Below are 14,809 nucleotides of genomic sequence, written 5' to 3' on the forward strand. Positions count from 1 at the left end.
TAAAAAAAAACTAACCAGCAAAAAAATCTAATCATGAAAAACCCAATATTTATTTGGATTGTAAAACTAATAGCAGTGGCAATCCTTGTTCAAACGTTGTTTTTTAAATTCTCCGGAGCAGAAGAAAGCGTTTATATTTTCCAAACATTAGGCATCGAACCTTTTGGTAGAATTGGTTCTGGAATAGTTGAATTGATTGCTTCAATTTTGATTCTGATTCCACGCACAACATTACTTGGCGCATTAATGGGAGCAGGAACAATGCTTGGCGCTATTTTTTCACACTTATTTGTGTTGGGAATCGAAGTAAAAAATGATGGAGGAGAATTATTTACTTTGGCAATAATTACTTTACTTTGTTGTACTATATTAATTGTTAAGAATAGAAATAAAATTCCAGATTTACTTTTATTAAAAATCTAAAATTAGATTTAATTCGTAATTAATAAAGAAAATAACAAAGATATGCTCATACCCTCTTTATACAAAACCTTAAATGAATTGGAGTTGTTGTTAAATCAGCTTTCTAATGACGATTTTACTTTGACTTGTAAAGGTTTGAGCAATGCAACCATTGGCGAACATACACGACATATTATTGAGATGTTTCAATGTTTGGAAAATCAATATGATCTTGGAGTAGTAAATTATGATAAAAGAAATCGCGACTACCGAATTCAAACCGACACTAGTTTTGCTTTGAAATGTATAGCTGATATCAAAAAGCAATTAGAAAAAGACAATAAAAAATTACTGCTCGAACAAATGGTAGATGAAGAAGAATTGCATATTGAAAGCAATTATTTCAGAGAGTTATTATATAATTTAGAGCACTGTATTCATCACCAGGCATTAATAAAAGTGGCCGTTTTGCAGTTAGAACATTTGCAAATTGATGCTAATTTTGGTGTGGCTCGCTCTACAATTGAATACCGAAAGCAATGTGCACAGTAAGTTTTGTCAATGCCAATAGTAAAATAATTATCACTTCTAATCGTGATGAAAAAATACTAAGACCAAGTGCTGTTGAACCCAAAAATTATAATGTCAAAAACAAAACAATCATCTTTCCAAAAGATAAAAAAGCTGGAGGAACTTGGTTTGCTATTGACGAGTTTTCAACCATAGTAGTACTTTTAAATGGTGCTGATGAAAAACACATTCTCAAAGAAAGTTACCGGAAAAGTCGTGGGTTGATAGTGCTCGAACTCATTAGCTGCGAATCGGTAATTGCTGAATGGAATAACATCGATTTGGAAAATATAGAACCTTTTACTTTAGTTCTTTTTGAAAATCAAAGACTATATCAATTACAATGGAATGAAATCCAAAAATGTGCCATTGAATTAGATGTAAATCAAAGTCATATTTGGTCTTCATCAACTTTGTATTCAAAAGAAATCAGAGAAAAAAGAGCCAATTGGTTTTATACTTTTCTTGATGCAAAGCCGGAAGTTAACGAAGAAGAGTTATTCAATTTTCATCGATATACCGAAGAAGAAAACACCGAACATGGCTTGGTTATCAATAGAAATGATACTTTAAAAACAGTAAGCATCACACAGGCAGTTATCGAAAAAAATAAAGCTTCAATTCACTACAATGATTTGATTGCTGAAACAGATTTTTCGAATACCTTTATATCAGTATAATTTTTCAATTCCTAAATCCCAAATCCTAAATATTAATTTGAGACTATTTCTCCATAAATTGTTCCATTGGGAATATTGGCCTTTCCAAATTGTATATATTCCTATTTATTTTTTATGGGCATTTTATGCTTTGAAAGCCAGAACTATTTTCTTTTTCAACGCTTGTAATCCAACGATGAAAAATGGCGGTTTTGTTATGGATAGTAAAATAGAAATCTATGATTTGATTCCACAAAAGTTTTATCCAATTACAAAATTCATCAAAGAGAAAATTCCGTTTGATGAAGTTGAGACAATACTTGAAACTTCAAAAATTCATTTTCCATTTATCGTAAAACCCGATATTGGTCTTCGTGGTTCGGCAGTAAAAAAAGTAACCAATTTAGCCGAATTGAAAGCCTATCACAACAAAGCCAATTTCGATTATTTAGTGCAGGATTTGATTCCGTATGAAAATGAAGTCGGAATTTTTTATGTTCGTTTTCCAAATGAAAAACATGGAAAAATCACAGGAATTGTAGCCAAAGAATTTTTAATCATTGAAGGCGATGGTTGTTCAACTATTGAAGAATTGTTGAAAGTTAATCCGCGTTACGAATTCCAATTAAAAGCACTTGAAAAAGAATATGGCAGTCAGCTAAAAACTATTTTAGCCAAAGGCGAAAAGCGCAATTTAGTGCCTTATGGCAATCATGCTCGTGGTGCCAAATTCCTTGATTATAGTCATTTAATTTCGCCAGAATTGACTAAGGTTATAGACGAAATGTGTTTGCAAATTTCCGAGTTTTATTTTGGCAGAATGGATTTGATGTACAACACTTGGGAAGAGTTGGAGCAAGGGAAAAACTTTTCTATAGTCGAATTAAACGGAGCAGCAAGTGAACCAACGCACATTTATGACCCAAAACATTCGTTGTTTTTTGCTTGGAAGGAATTGGCACGTCATATCAAGTATATGTTTCAAATCAGCGTTGAAAATCACAAGCGCGGCTTTCCTTATTTGTCGCATAAAGTTGGAATGGAGCAATACAGATTGCATTTGGAACAAAGTAATAAAATTGTCAATTTTTAATGCAAAACCTCAAAAACATATTCGTTGGTTTTTTGGTAAGTTTTATCGGTTCCATTCCGTTAGGCTATTTAAATGTGGTTGGTTTTCAAGTTTTTCAAAAATCAGGACTTCAACCAACAATTTGGTATTTGCTGGGCGTAATTTGTATTGAGTTTTTAGTGATTTTTTTTACTTTAATTTTTGCAAAAAAATTGGCTGAAAACAAAAGGCTAACGAAATATATCGAAGGTTTCTCAGTTGTGTTTATGCTTGTTTTAGCCTCTGTTTTTTACTTTGGTGCAAATTCAAAAACTGACTATTCCACTTCGTTTGATTATTCACCCTTTGTTTTGGGAATCGTATTGAGTTGTTTGAATTTTATTCAGATTCCGTTTTGGACCGGTTGGAATTTATATCTATTAAACGGCAAGTATATCGAAGTTTCAAAATCAAGGAAATACTTTTATGTTTTTGGTACCGTTGCAGGAACGTTCAGCGGCATGTTGGCACTAATTTTATCACTTCATTATTTTGCAACAAATGTTGATTTTTTGTCTAAGTATTTAATGCAAATCATAATTCCATTACTATTTCTTGGGCTTGGTATTTTTCAGGCGATTCAATTTTTTAGAAAGTATTTTTAAAAGGATAATTATTTGTCGTTCATTTTTTCAAACTTTATTTTTCTTATTCCTTGTGTCATTAAATAAAAACCAATAACTTTATTTTGTTCATTTCTAATGACTTCAATTTCTCCTAAATTGCTAACAAATAAATCAGGCTGAAAAGCTGTAAAAATAGCATCGCTGTTTCTGGAATGTGTTGCAATTAAATTATTTTCCTTGATGATAAATTTATAGGTAGTATTCAATTCAGCGTTATAATACAAACCAACTAACTCGTTAAGGTTTATTTTTTCTGTATCAAATTCTTTTATTTCAATTCTTTTGCCTTTGTATGAGAAGTCAGAGATATGCCATTTTAGAAATTCAGTTATTTGTCCGTTGGTTTTGTTGAATACAAATTTGCTGTGTGGTAGATTTGGATATGTAAATTCATAGTCGCCTGTTTGAATAAGTTTTACTCTATTACTTATAGTATCGCCCTTTGCTAAATGAAATAGTGTATCATTTTCTTTACTTATAGAAACTATATATCCTGGAAAAACTTCGTAATCGCCAACAAAACTTTTAAGCAAATTTTGATCAAAAATAGGTTTTGAATTTGTCTTGGTTTCTTTGTCGTTTAAATAAAAATCTACAATATTGTAAACAAAATCAAGTGGGTGAAAAAGATGGGAATTGCATAAAAATACAACTGAAAAATTATGCTCTGGAATTCTTAGTATATAAGAACCATAATCGGCATCGCCACCACCGTGAAATAGTACGTTTAAACCTTTGTATGTTCTATTTTCTATTCCTAATCCATAAGGAATGAGTTCGCCATTATTCAGTTTGCCTTTTTCTTTCATTTTATTAAAAATGGCATCATTGCCAATATTCTTTTTTTCAAAATTCATTGTCCATAAACATAAATCTTCGGTAGTTGTATTTAAATTAGTAGAACCAACAAATGAATGATTGAGGATGCTTTTGCAATAGATGTTATTGTATTTATGATAGGAGTAGGCTCTGTTTTTTATAATAGTTTCAGGGTCATCAACCACTTGAGAATTTTTCATTTTTAATGGATTGAAAATTTTTGCCTTTGCGAAATCTGCGAAAGATTGACCTGAAATCCTTTTTACAATTTCGGCTAATAAAATGTAACCCGAATTGCAATATTCATATTCTTCTCCGGGTATAAAATTTAAGCCTTTTTGGCTTGTAATTAGTTTTACAGCTTGCTCATTACTTAACAGATCGGCTTCATTTGTTCCAATTAAATTGGCTAAAGCAGTATTGTCTCTTATGCCACTTGTGTGATTTGCTAAATTGCGTAATGTAATTTTATGTCCGTAATCAACCATTTCGGGAAGATATTTTCTTATATCGTCCTCTAATGATAATTTACCTTCTTGTTCCAAAAGAAGTATTGCGAAAGCTGTAAATTGTTTTGATACCGAGGCAATTTGAAAAACTGTTGTTGGCGTAATTGGAGTTCCATATTCTAAATTAGCAATACCAAACCCTTTTTTGTAAACTATAGCACCGTTCTTTATAACAGCAACTGAAAATCCCGGACCATTTTTGAAGTTGTATTTTGCAATTAATGCATCAACTTTATCTGATGGGTTTTCTTTACTATTTTTAGTTTGGGAGTTTACATAACTACATTGAAAAAGCAATAGAATAAATAATAGGGAATAAGTTGTTTTCATAAGATTATTTTAAAATTCAAAGCAAAGTTGCATTGTATATCTTATAAAAGCGACCGACTAAAAAAAGTCGAACTCATTTTATTTTACTAATAGGGTTCGACTTTTATTATGCAAGTAGTACTTTTTCTATTTGTTTGAAAGAAATTGTTTTCTGTATTCTATTGGAGTCATAGGACTATGTTTTTTAAAAGCAGTGTTGAAGGATGATTTTGAATTAAATCCTACTTGGTAAAGGATTTCTAAAACAGTTATATCTTTTTGTGATTGATTTTTTAAAATCGACATTGCTTTTAAAACTCGGTATTCATTTATAAAATCAAAAAAATGTTTTCCAATATGATGATTAATTAGCGTTGACAATTCTTTCTGCGAAAAATCAATTTGTAATGCCAGTTTTTGAATTGTTAAATCTGGATCTAAAAAAGGTTCTTTTTCAGTCATAAATTGTTCTAATAATTTTATTTTTTCATTATTCTCAGAAGTGATTTCAGAAGTAATTATTTTAGTTTCTTTTTTTATATATTTTGATATTGGCGTATTGTTTTGTTCAATTCCGCTAAATAGTTGCGGTTGGTGTAAAGCTTTCAATACAAAATAACTAGAAACTAGTAATGCAGAAATAATAACAATAACGTTTAAAAGTAAGATCAAATTAATGTTATTTGTAAATTGAATGAAGAATTTTGAAAGCACAAATAAATGGGCAAATAAAAGAATACTAGTCATTTGTACTAACCATTTATAATTGAGGTGTTCAGGGTTGGTATAATTTTCTAAATAAATCTTTTTATACTTTTTTAAGGCAATGAATATCAATATAATGTATAAGAAATATTGAATTTCACTTATTATTTGAAAAACCAGAAATGCTTTTTTTGAATAATCACTTGCTATTAGAAAAGAATAGAAAAAGATGAATAAAAGGGTATGTATTAAATCGTTAATTCTTAATTTAAAATTAGTATAACAAACAGAAAGCACATAAAAATAGAAAACAGGCATTTGAAGTAGAGAGGAAGTAATGCGGAAAGTTTCAATAAATAGATGTTTAGATAACCAATCATTTAGAAAAAAAGCACTAATATCTATTGCTACCAGGAGTAAAAAAACAGAAAATAATTGATTGGATTTTTTTTTATTACCCCTAACAGTCAACAAGAAAAAAGAAAAAAACAGCAAAAGAAAAACAACTATTCTACTTATGCTATTTAATAATTGTATTTCAGTCATTTATTATTTTTTACTGCTGTTCGGATAGTATCACCGCCAACTTTTTGATAGTAGTACTAAACCAGCTTTATATTTTAGCTAATATATAAAAACTTTCAGCTCTTTTTACTCTGATAAACTCTTCCTCTATATAAGAAGCGTTTCCTTTATTACATTAACTAGTAAATACTTTGTGTCAATTGATAACCAACAAAAAGAGTAACTAAGTTTTCTAGAAAGTATTACAAAAGGAATTACCCTAATTTACCCAAAGCACCAATTAAATTCGATTTTTTTCTTTGAGAAACCGGAAGTGTACTTTTGTCAGAAAGAATTACATAACCACCGTCTTTATTAACAAAACTAAGCAAGTGGTTTAGGTTAATTATATGCGAATGATGTATCCTTTCAAAACCGCTGGTGCATAATAAATCTTCAAAATCCTTCAGTGTTTTGGATACTAATGTTTTTTTTCCATTAGAAAAATAAAGACAGGTATAGTTGCTTTCAGCGGTGCATTTTATGATGTTTTCAAGTTCATAAACTGTGATTCCTTCCGAGGTATTGAGTGCTATTTTTTTCCTGGCCGGAATTTCATTTTGGTTTTGGATGAAATTTTCAATTTTAATACCTTCTGTATCTTTTGAGCTTTTCATCGCTTTAGTTACCGCAGTAACTAATTCATCCGAATCTATTGGTTTTAATAGATAATCGAGTGCGCTGAATTTTATCGCTTTTATCGCATATTGACTGTAAGCCGTTGTGAAAATTACTTTGAAATTATTTTCTTTAAATAGATTCAATACTTCAAAACCCAATCCGTCCGAAAGCTGAATGTCTAGAAAAATTAGCTCAGGTTCTAATGATTTTATTTTTTCTATTGCTTCTTTTATTGATTTTGCTTCGCCGATAACGGTGACATCTTTGCAATGGGTTTCCAGTTCTGATTTTAAGGCAGAAATAGCTTGTGCTTCGTCTTCAATAATTAATGCTTTCATAGTTTACCAAATTGATATTAAAGGAATGGTGATAATCACTTTTGTTCCTGATGGAATTGAATTGACTTCTAGGTCAACGATATCAATTGTCGATTTTCCAATATTTGTATCTAACAACTCCAATCGTTCCTTGGTTATTTCTAATGCTTTAGATTGATATTCTTTGTTTTTCTGAATCATTTTTGAAGCAACTCTACCAATGCCATTATCTTCTACACTACATTCTAACTGGTTGTCCTTTTGCAAAAATCGCACAACTAAGGTTCCTTTATTTTCCTTTGGCGCCAATCCGTGGATGATAGCATTTTCAACTATAGGCTGGAGTAATAGTGTTGGAATTGAAATTTCATTGGTGTTCAAACTTTCATCAACAATAAGTTCGTATTCAAATTTGTTTTTATATCGAATTTTAGTCAGGTTGATATAGATTTCAAGCATTTCGATTTCTTTCGATAAAGGAATTAATTGCTCAGTGTTTTCCAACAGCATCCGCAAAAGTTTCGAAAATTTTGAAATATAAGAACTGGCATTGATGACATCGCCTTCAGAATAATAGCCTTTTATAGTATTAAGTGCATTAAAAATGAAGTGCGGATTCATTTGGAGGCGAAGTGCTTTTTGCTCTAATTCTACCATTTGTTTTTCGAGTTGCGCCTTGTCTCGTTCTATTTGGATGTTTTTCTTTTCTATTTCAAATTTTTTCTTTTGTCTTTCTAATCGGTATTTTATGAAAGAGTAAATAAGAAAACCAACTACCAATAGCATTAAAAGAATAAACCAAACTTTCTGCCAAAACGGTGGTAAGATTTCGAATGAAATAATTTCCACCTCACTTTTTGTATTAGAACCATCTTGACAAAAAACACTAAAAGTATATTTTCCGGCAGGTAAAGAGTTGTAATTGATTTTGGTTTCTGTACTTGTTGACCAGGTGTCGTTTTTCCCGTTTAATTTATAATAGTAGGTCAAATTACCTTGGTTAATATAGGAAATGCCATTGTATTCAATACTAATGTCACTTTTGCTATACTGAAAAACAAAGTTGTTGTTTTTAGTGTTGTTTTGATTTTTAAGATTTATAATTAAACATTTTGGTTTCGATTTTTTAGAAGTTATGTTTCTGTAATCAAAAGACAATAGTCCGTTTCCTGTTGCCAAATAAACAATGTTGTCAAGATAATCGATGTCGTAAATCCTATTGTTTTTTATTCCTAAAACAGCATTCAAATTTCTAATTTCAAAAGTGTTGTCATTTTTAATCAGCAATGAGTTTAAACCATTATTAGTTCCGATGAGATACGTATTTGAGGCAATTTTTTTTATGGCATTACAAGTATTACTGTTAAGTCCTGAGTTCTTAGTTATTTTTTGTTGGACCAGATTTTTTTTAATTGTAACAATACCTTTAGAATTGGAACCTACAAGAAGCGTGTGGTTTTCGGTGTCATAGTATAAATCTGCTATTGATGTATCGAGTTTTTCATTTCTTTCTCCAAAGTAAGTAATAGAATCTTTAGGGTTGTATTGATATAATCCAAAGTTAGTTCCAATCCAAATGTTATCGTTATCACCATCACACAAAACGGTGGCACGCTTGCTTATCAGGTTGTTTGAACTAATTAAATTAGACGTAATATTGTATAAATTTTTGGTTTTAATTTTATAAATAAATGTATAGCCAACAAAAACATCATTTTTTTTAATTAAAATATCATTGGCACCAACCCTAAGTTTTTTCTCATTCCCTTTTCCATCAATTTCTATAACCCCAAGTTTTCCAACGACATAGGTTTTGTCGTTAAAGAATCTAATATTGTTGATTTTGTCAACTCTTTTTTGATTAAAAATTGTTTTCTTTTCAATGCTGCCGTTTTTCTTTATATAGTAGTCATTATTATCACCACCTAACCAAATTTCATTTTTTTTATTAATAGTTATGCAGTTAATTTTAAGGGGTTTTTCAGTATTAATTTTATCATTAAATACATCAAAAGAAGGAACATAAATTATTCCGTTAGTCAAAGTAGTAAGCCAATAACCCCCTTCAAAATCTTTGGTCAGGCTTGAGATACTATAGTTTTCAAAGAATTTTCTTTTTAAAATGTTGTTTTCAAATAAATACAATCCAAATCTGGAGCACACCCATATTTTATTCTCGTTTTCAACATATAAATTGATGATTTCTTGTTTGTCTGGAATTGCTGCAATTAGTTTAAATTGATTACTTCCTGTAACTTTATATAGTTTGTTAAACTCATTAAAATAAGTATTGGTCTTATCATGATATACCCTATAAGTAGATATTTTATCAATTTGGCTATCCATTTTATTTTTCGAAAAATTGCATATTCCGGCACTTGAAAGTATAAAAAATTCTTTGTCCCAAATCCACATGCCAACTGTAGTGATCTTATTTGTGTTTACTTTTTTTACAGTATCATTTGGCTGTATAATTTTGATGCTACCATCTTTAAAAACAAAATAAATAGTATTCTTCTCGTCTTGATAAAAATCAATTATCAAATTGGAACCGGCAATTTTTTTAACTAATTCAGAATTCTTTTCATTGTATATTTTGTTTTTATAGATATAGGAAGGCTTGCCATTAAGTGTCAATAACCAGTTTCGCCCTTTAAAATCAGTTTTCATTTGAAAAACTTCATTGTCGGACAAACCTCTATCAGTATTAAATAGCTCAAAGTTATGACTGTCATACTTTACAATTCCAACATCGGTGCTAATCCATAGAAAACCATTTTTGTCCTGAGTGACCGAATAGGTTGTTGAGGTTGGAAACCCTTCATTAATGGAATAGTTGATAGAATAAGGATCTTGTGCCAAAATTATTTGGGAAAACACAAGTGAAATAAAAAGGAAATATGGTCTCAAATTTTGATTTTGGATTAGTAAAAGTAAGAATAAATAAAATAGTCATTTCTAAATTGTACATCACTTATCATAATTAAAAAATCACTTATCACACCTATCAAATCACTTACTAAAAAAGAGGTGTCGTTTAAATAGTTTTCTCGATGTCTTTTAGTTATCAGAATAACTTTGACTGTTATTATAACTTTGAAATTATGAAAAAGACACTACTTATTATAGCATTAGGTTTTACATTTTTAACGGCAAACGCACAAGTAATATCCACTGACAATTTTGATAATTATACTTTATTTTACCTCACACCCGATATAACAGGAACTGCTTCGCACCAAGGATATTGGTTGGGTTGGGTAACTCCAAATATTGGTTACGATATTGATAGCTTTATATCAACTTCTTACGGAAACCCTTCGAAAGGTATTGAAATTGAGGGGTTTTCGAATCAGTATGAACCTGCAAGTAAATATCTATGGAAAAGATATTTTCCGCAACTGTGGAATACGAGAACGTCAGGTAATAATACTGTAGAATTCCAAATTGATTATATAAGACCTACTATAGTTAGAGGAACTGATGATATTCAAATTATGATTCTGGATTCGTCACTAAGCAAAGTTTTAGCAGGTTTTTCATTCAATGAGTTTGGGCTTATTACCGGAAGAGCCTATAGTTATTCCACATCCAATAATACCTTTGGAAATTTTTACTACAATCTCGATGATAATTTTTCTACCCAACTTCCAGTTAATATTTGGATGACATTGGTCTTGAGATTTAACAAAGATACTGGCGACATTACTTTTATCATCAAAAACCCCAATGGTTCTATATTTAGACAAAAAACAATTACCGGGTCTGGTGCTGGCTTAGATCCTGCAGAAATAGACTTTGCTATTTTTGCAGATACTACAGGTTCCCCCAATAGACTTCGAGCTGATTTTGACAATTACAAAGTTACTGCTTTGAGTAGTGCTTTAGCCATTGATGAGGTTGCAGATGAAAGTGGATTTTCTGTTTATCCTAATCCGACAACTACTGAAATTTCGATTTCAAATAAAAACGGGAAAGGAATTTCAAGTGTCGTTTTAACGGATATCAATGGAAGAACTGTAAAGCAAAACACTTTCGATAATTCACCTAGTATTCAGCTAAATATTGCTGATTTATCGAGTGGTGTTTATTTGATGAAAATAGTTTCACAAGAAGGAACGGCGACAAAGAAAATTATTAAAAATTAAAATCTAAAATGAAAAAAATCATATTTATTCTGATTGCTTTTTTGGTAACAAAAGCTAACGCTCAAATTCTGGTAAAGATTAATGACAAATTAATTACTGCAAATCAAACCATCTCAGCAGACGCCATAAAGAAAATGGAAGTTAGTTTAGCAAAACCTGTACTACTAAAACCCAATTCACAAGGGAAAGCCAGATTGTATGTCGAGCTTCTTGGCACTGACGATAAAGTGATAGAAGGATACACGGTCGAAAAAGAAGGCTATAACGAATACGACCAATTGCTCAAAAACACCAAAAACTCCTATGTTGTTTATCAGGAAGGTGGAGAAAACAAGACTTTTAGGTTTACGTTAAATGCACCGCCAACGCTAAAAGCAGTTTTGCAACAAGCCGGGACCAACCCGATTAATAAATTGGTCAAAGTAAAAGTATCGTTAATGTTTAGCGACAAAACTGTCGATGCTTTCGGAGAGGTACATTATGGATATCGATATGACTTAGTACCGGTTTTTCAGTTCAATATTAAGAATGAAAGTACCGATGGTTCTATTGCTTTATTAGAAATTGGTTCCACTTTTACAAGTGCTATTGCTACTCAGGTTAAATATGTAAGTCAGGAAAAGTATAAAGGTTTTTTTTATGATGAAGTAAATCCGCTGTTTACCAGTAAGGATGTAGTTAAATGTTATTTTGAAGAAGGCAAGTACTATGTCACACTTATTTTCAATACGATTGATGTAAAAAACAAGACACAGGACGATTATCTAACGGATTTGAAAAATTCATTAGAAACTTTTTTACAATCGATAAGCAACCAATGTAATAAAAATATTTCCCGTGACTTACCACCAGTTAAATTTTCGGATTGGGATAAAGTAATGCCGTGTAGTGTAAACGATAAAATAGTGATTCCGTCATTAGATGGGAAAAAGAATAAATCGTATTTGTCTGAAGCGATATTGAAACCTGCTGAATTGGGGCAACTAAAAGGATTAAAATTTAATTCAATTGTACTGAAACCCAATTGCGGGTTTTCTTCCGGAGAAACTTGGGGTTCTGCAAATGTATATTTCTTAAAACATCCTAAAAACAATAAACAAATACTAATGGTTTTCGCAATTAAACAAGATAAAACAGAAACTATCGAAAACGCTAAAATAGCTGAGGATAGAATAGCGACTTTCTTATCGGCACAAAAGTTTTGATTGGCAAAAGGTCAGTAGCTGATAAGGTTAAAGCATAAAAATTAAAAAAAACAGTATCAATATAGCACTATGAATTTCTTTAAAAAATTATTTTCATCCAATAAGGAAGAAACCGCAAATGAAACCAATTCTCATATTGATAATGAGAAAATAGATATCACAAAAAATACTTCCAATAAAGAAAATGAGGTAAAAACTATTTACACCGAAGAATATTTTGCAAAAAGGTATACTGAAAACAATTTAAATGAAAATTCAGTACTTGATGGAAGCCTAAAAATGATAGAAAGCTATTTTTTAGACAACAACATTGAGCCTAAAATTAAAAGCCCAATAGAGCATCCCAATACTCTAGACCAAACGATAAGCGAAGGCTTAGGGTTTCATATGTATTGCAATTCATTTCAGTTTGAAGATAATGCTATCATTATGTTTTTAGCTATGGCAATGAGTAATTTCTACGTGAGCCAATTAGAATTCAAATTATATAATGATAATGAACCCGAATTTCCTTTGAGAGGAATGACTTTAAAGTACAATAAAAATGGTGCAGTTTTATCATTATATCCTTATGAATATTCATTAAAAGTGCTCAACAACGAAGCAACATTTACAGAACTCTTTGATAAAATTAAGAGCCATTTAGAATCGATGCCAAATGTTGAAACGGTGCTGAAAAACTATACTGAAAATTTGGAGGAATAATTAAGATTAAAGTCCAAAAATGAAAGAACTATTAAATAAACTTTTAAACAACCCAAAAAATGCAACCCTAATACAATTTTTAAAACTTACTGAAGAAGATAATTTTAAAACTTGGGCCGAATCGTTTTCAGGGTATAATGAAGGTGGTTGTATCTTATTTGAAAATTATGGAGCTTTTATTCCCGAAGAAAATAAATTTTCATTAGGCACGCACAGTGTAATGGTAAACACGAATACAGGAGAAATTTTCGCATTTAATACAGGACGATGCTCCATTTTTTTTAAATGCGATTTTATCAAATCAGGAACAGAAAACACGAGCGATTTAAAGACAGGATATACTTTTGATTGTATAACAGATATTACTGCATTAGGCGACAATTGGTGCTTTATGGATGAATTTGACAACCAAAAAGAAGAATTGAAATGGAGTTTTGAACTAACAAAAACCAACAACCAGCAGCTTTAAACCGACAAAAATCTAAATCGAAATTTTAGAACAAATAAAACTATAAATATGAAAAAACTACAATTTATTACAGCCTTATTAATGCTAATTCCTATTAGTAATGCATTTGCACAAGATTTGAATACGGTTATTACTAAAGAGAATCCCAAACACCCTGCCGACTTACCCAACGATGGAATAACGAGTCCTACACACAAAAAGTATATGGGAAAGATTGTGTTTTCTAAAAAAGAAGCTGCCCTTGAGTGGGGAAAAGAAATAGAATCGGATTTCACAAACAAGTTTACTTTAGGAGGACCTGATCCCATTTACTTGAGAGTGTATATGAACAATTCGCTTTCCAATTATATAACGCGTCTTTCCGAAAAAGATAGAAGGAGTTCAAAAGATATTACTGCAGCATATTCATTCAAACTTTATTTAGATGGGATTCCTATTCTTTATAGCAGATATGGAACCAGGAGTGCCTTTTCTTTAGAGGAAAAGCAAACTTTTACCACATTCAGAAGTAGTTTTTATAAAGATGATGGATATTCAAAAGGAACTAATGTATTCAAAAATTTTTTATCTAAAACAGAAGATAAACTTACTCCCGGAGATCACAAAATAAAAGTTGAAGTCTATCCAATGGACGATTATGACGATGTCTTTCTTGCCCCAATGGTTGCTTCAGGTGAATTTACACTAACCGTCTCCGCAAATGCATTTAATCTTAATGACGATGCTGTTTGTCTGCCAAAAGCAATGATGCAAGACAAGAAAATAGAAGCGGGCATGCTAAAAGCTTTCAATAACTCAGAAGGCGAAGGTAAAATAGCAAGAATAGTAGAAAGTGATTGGACGATTGAGCGAAATCAAACAACAGGTATCATTCTTAGGCATGCTATAGATGGTATAATAGCGTTTACTAAAAACGGTAAATGCAAATATCAAGTGTTTGGTTTTGCCCAAGATTATGATGGCACCAAGTTTCAAGATAGAATATATCTTGTTAGTGTAGGATCAAGTAAGGATATAAATTGTAGTTGTCTTAAATGATTTAGTAAATTATAAAGTATGACGCTTCAAGA

General features: G+C 30.8%; 14 protein-coding genes. 10 read left to right on the forward strand and 4 right to left on the reverse strand.

Translation table 11 applies throughout. The features are described 5' to 3' along the window. The first annotated feature begins 33 nt into the window (after positions 1–33). The 5 genes from QWY90_RS03765 to QWY90_RS03785 are packed head-to-tail and all read left to right on the forward strand — an operon-like array spanning position 34 to position 3,347. Positions 34–423, forward strand: a complete 390-nt coding sequence (locus QWY90_RS03765) for a DoxX family membrane protein (RefSeq protein WP_290284518.1) — start codon at positions 34–36, stop codon at positions 421–423. A gap of 42 nt (positions 424–465) precedes the next feature. Then, a complete protein-coding gene (locus QWY90_RS03770) occupies positions 466–954 on the forward strand; it encodes a DinB family protein (protein WP_290284519.1) in 489 nt (162 codons plus the stop codon). After that, positions 942–1,652: an NRDE family protein gene (locus tag QWY90_RS03775; protein WP_290284521.1), complete on the forward strand. Its 711-nt coding sequence runs from the start codon at positions 942–944 to the stop codon at positions 1,650–1,652. The genes QWY90_RS03770 and QWY90_RS03775 overlap by 13 nt, the downstream gene beginning before the upstream one ends. A 37-nt stretch (positions 1,653–1,689) precedes the next feature. Then, the gene (locus QWY90_RS03780) at positions 1,690–2,724 is read left to right on the forward strand and encodes an ATP-grasp domain-containing protein (RefSeq protein WP_290284522.1); all 1,035 of its coding nucleotides are present in this window, start codon (positions 1,690–1,692) and stop codon (positions 2,722–2,724) included. Then, entirely contained in the window at positions 2,724–3,347 is a 624-nt protein-coding gene (locus QWY90_RS03785) for a hypothetical protein (protein ID WP_290284524.1), read from the forward strand. Before QWY90_RS03780 ends, QWY90_RS03785 begins: the two co-directional genes overlap by 1 nt. A gap of 8 nt (positions 3,348–3,355) precedes the next feature. On the opposite strand, the gene QWY90_RS03790 is transcribed toward QWY90_RS03785, so the two are convergent. From QWY90_RS03790 to QWY90_RS03805, 4 genes are all read right to left on the reverse strand, one after another. Then, the gene (locus QWY90_RS03790; protein WP_290284525.1) at positions 3,356–5,026 is read right to left on the reverse strand and encodes a serine hydrolase domain-containing protein; all 1,671 of its coding nucleotides are present in this window, start codon (positions 5,024–5,026) and stop codon (positions 3,356–3,358) included. A gap of 126 nt (positions 5,027–5,152) precedes the next feature. Then, entirely contained in the window at positions 5,153–6,256 is a 1,104-nt protein-coding gene (locus QWY90_RS03795; RefSeq protein ID WP_290284527.1) for a helix-turn-helix domain-containing protein, read from the reverse strand. Positions 6,257–6,489: 233 nt separating this feature from the next. Then, positions 6,490–7,233, reverse strand: a complete 744-nt coding sequence (locus QWY90_RS03800; protein ID WP_290284528.1) for a LytR/AlgR family response regulator transcription factor — start codon at positions 7,231–7,233, stop codon at positions 6,490–6,492. Between the two features lie 3 nt (positions 7,234–7,236). Next, entirely contained in the window at positions 7,237–10,074 is a 2,838-nt protein-coding gene (locus QWY90_RS03805) for a sensor histidine kinase (protein ID WP_290284529.1), read from the reverse strand. 242 nt (positions 10,075–10,316) lie between these two features. On the opposite strand from QWY90_RS03805, the gene QWY90_RS03810 reads away from it, so the two are divergent. The 5 genes from QWY90_RS03810 to QWY90_RS03830 all read left to right on the forward strand — a co-directional run bounded on the left by QWY90_RS03810 (position 10,317) and on the right by QWY90_RS03830 (position 14,777). Continuing rightward, complete coding sequence (locus QWY90_RS03810; protein ID WP_290284530.1) at positions 10,317–11,360, forward strand: T9SS type A sorting domain-containing protein; 1,044 nt, start codon at positions 10,317–10,319, stop codon at positions 11,358–11,360. Positions 11,361–11,368: 8 nt separating this feature from the next. Further along, on the forward strand, positions 11,369–12,565 hold the full coding sequence (locus tag QWY90_RS03815) for a hypothetical protein (protein WP_290284531.1): 1,197 nt from the start codon (positions 11,369–11,371) through the stop codon (positions 12,563–12,565). A gap of 69 nt (positions 12,566–12,634) precedes the next feature. Continuing rightward, complete coding sequence (locus QWY90_RS03820) at positions 12,635–13,270, forward strand: hypothetical protein (RefSeq protein ID WP_290284532.1); 636 nt, start codon at positions 12,635–12,637, stop codon at positions 13,268–13,270. Between the two features lie 19 nt (positions 13,271–13,289). Then, positions 13,290–13,739: a hypothetical protein gene (locus QWY90_RS03825; RefSeq protein ID WP_290284533.1), complete on the forward strand. Its 450-nt coding sequence runs from the start codon at positions 13,290–13,292 to the stop codon at positions 13,737–13,739. A 48-nt stretch (positions 13,740–13,787) separates the two neighbouring features. Then, a complete protein-coding gene (locus QWY90_RS03830) occupies positions 13,788–14,777 on the forward strand; it encodes a hypothetical protein (RefSeq protein ID WP_290284534.1) in 990 nt (329 codons plus the stop codon). Positions 14,778–14,809 lie beyond the last annotated feature (32 nt).

It is taken from the genome of Flavobacterium paronense, from assembly GCF_030409795.1.
Lineage (GTDB): Bacteria > Bacteroidota > Bacteroidia > Flavobacteriales > Flavobacteriaceae > Flavobacterium > Flavobacterium paronense.

Coding starts and splice junctions, on each gene's coding strand:
- QWY90_RS03765 (WP_290284518.1), top strand. CDS start 34: ATGAAAAACCCAATATTTATTTGGATTGTAAAACTAATAGCAGTGGCA.
- QWY90_RS03770 (WP_290284519.1), top strand. CDS start 466: ATGCTCATACCCTCTTTATACAAAACCTTAAATGAATTGGAGTTGTTG.
- QWY90_RS03775 (WP_290284521.1), top strand. CDS start 942: ATGTGCACAGTAAGTTTTGTCAATGCCAATAGTAAAATAATTATCACT.
- QWY90_RS03785 (WP_290284524.1), top strand. CDS start 2,724: ATGCAAAACCTCAAAAACATATTCGTTGGTTTTTTGGTAAGTTTTATC.
- QWY90_RS03790 (WP_290284525.1), bottom strand. CDS start 5,026: ATGAAAACAACTTATTCCCTATTATTTATTCTATTGCTTTTTCAATGT.
- QWY90_RS03795 (WP_290284527.1), bottom strand. CDS start 6,256: ATGACTGAAATACAATTATTAAATAGCATAAGTAGAATAGTTGTTTTT.
- QWY90_RS03800 (WP_290284528.1), bottom strand. CDS start 7,233: ATGAAAGCATTAATTATTGAAGACGAAGCACAAGCTATTTCTGCCTTA.
- QWY90_RS03810 (WP_290284530.1), top strand. CDS start 10,317: ATGAAAAAGACACTACTTATTATAGCATTAGGTTTTACATTTTTAACG.
- QWY90_RS03815 (WP_290284531.1), top strand. CDS start 11,369: ATGAAAAAAATCATATTTATTCTGATTGCTTTTTTGGTAACAAAAGCT.
- QWY90_RS03820 (WP_290284532.1), top strand. CDS start 12,635: ATGAATTTCTTTAAAAAATTATTTTCATCCAATAAGGAAGAAACCGCA.
- QWY90_RS03825 (WP_290284533.1), top strand. CDS start 13,290: ATGAAAGAACTATTAAATAAACTTTTAAACAACCCAAAAAATGCAACC.
- QWY90_RS03830 (WP_290284534.1), top strand. CDS start 13,788: ATGAAAAAACTACAATTTATTACAGCCTTATTAATGCTAATTCCTATT.